The following is a 1627-nucleotide window of genomic DNA, read 5'->3' as shown; positions in this document are numbered from 1 at the left end:
CACCTACGCCACGATGTTTGGACTAATCGCGGCTACCGGCATGCGCATTTCCGAGGCCCTCGCCATTCGGCTGTCGGACATGACCGACGATGGGCTGATCATTGCCCAGACCAAGTTCAAGAAGAGCCGGTTGCTGCCGCTCCACTCGACGACCCGAGACGCCTTAAACGGATACCTTGCAGCTCGCCTGAAGATAGCGAGCCAGAGTGATGCATTCTTCATTTCGCATCAGGGCACGCCAGTAGCGTATCCGACAGCATTGACGGTTTTTCGACAGCTCACTCGATCGATCGACTTGCGCAGTGCTGCAGGATCACGAGCGCCGCGGATCCACGATCTTCGTCACACATTCGCCGTTCGGTCCCTCGAACGCTGTGCACATGATCCAAAGGCAGTGGCGCGGCATATCATCGCCCTAAGTACCTATCTGGGCCACGCCCATGTGACTGACACGTACTGGTATCTCCAGGCAACGCCGGAACTGATGGTCCACATGGCGGCGGCCGGCGAGGCCTTACATCAGGGAGTTTCGGCATGACTCAGCTCGCCCCGCATCTTACCGCGTTTCTTCGCGAACATCTCCCCCGCGAGCGCCGCGCCAGCGTTCACACCTGCGATGCCTATGCTTACAGCTTTCAGTTGCTGGTGACGTTCGTCGCCCGACGATTGGGTACGCGACCCTGTCTGCTACAGATAGAGGATATCGACGTGCCAACGATCCTTGCTTTCCTCGAACATGTCGAGGAAGCCCGCCGTAACAAGGCCCGTTCACGCAACGCAAGACTGGCGGCAGTGAAGTCCTTCTTCCGCTATCTCGAGCACCGGGTACCCGCCGCGCTGGATCAGGCCCTCCGGGTGCACGCCATTCCGATGAAGAAGATTGACGAGGTTCTGGTGGCTTCACTTTCGCGTGCCGAGGTGCAAGCGCTGCTCGATGCACCGGACCGGCGGACAATATCTGGCATACGCGATCGGGCCATGCTGCATCTGGCTTTCGCCAGTGGCCTGCGCGTTTCCGAACTCGTCGGCCTCGCGCTCGACCAGTTCGAAGGGCGGTCGCCGGCCAGCATCCATATCATCGGCAAGGGACGACGCGAGCGCGTACTACCGCTGTGGCAGGAAACCACGGCTGCTATCCGCGCGTGGATCGCAGTCAGGCCCAAGGATGGCGACACGGCACTGTTCCTGAACAACGCTGGGCGGATGATGACGCGCTCTGGCTTTGAGTACATACTCGAAAAGCACGCCGCGACTGCGGTCAGCGTCGCGCCCACGCTGGCGACGAAGTCGATATCACCCCATGTACTGCGGCATAGCTGCGCCATGCACATGCTTCAGGCAACGCGCGACATTCGCAAGGTAGCGCTGTGGCTCGGTCATGCCAGTCTCCAGAGCACAGAGATCTATCTGCGCGCTGACCCGACCGAAAAACTCGAGATGCTCGACGCTATGGCGCCGCTCGGCATCAAGCCAGGCAAATTCCGCCCGCCGGACAAGCTGATCGCGATGCTGACATCTTCCACATAGAGCATTGTTATGTGGAGTCGATGGACATCGTAAGCCCGAAAATGTGCCCATCCGTGTCTCCGGCTCCGCATAATCACGGTCGCCGCATAGTTGCGCTTAT

At 59.9% G+C, this 1627-nt stretch carries 2 protein-coding genes; both read left to right on the top strand.

What is annotated here, in order from left to right; translation table 11 throughout:
* The coding region (locus FHW92_RS25460; RefSeq protein WP_168606082.1) for a tyrosine-type recombinase/integrase at window positions 1–538 on the top strand (538 nt) is incomplete at its 5' end.
* Complete coding sequence (locus tag FHW92_RS25455; RefSeq protein WP_168606081.1) at window positions 535–1527, top strand: tyrosine-type recombinase/integrase; 993 nt, start codon at window positions 535–537, stop codon at window positions 1525–1527. The genes FHW92_RS25460 and FHW92_RS25455, both read left to right, overlap by 4 nt.
* Window positions 1528–1627 lie beyond the last annotated feature (100 nt).

It is taken from the genome of Novosphingobium sp. SG707 (assembly GCF_012275515.1).
GTDB lineage: Bacteria > Pseudomonadota > Alphaproteobacteria > Sphingomonadales > Sphingomonadaceae > Novosphingobium.
This window is presented reverse-complemented; position numbering and strand designations above follow the sequence as displayed.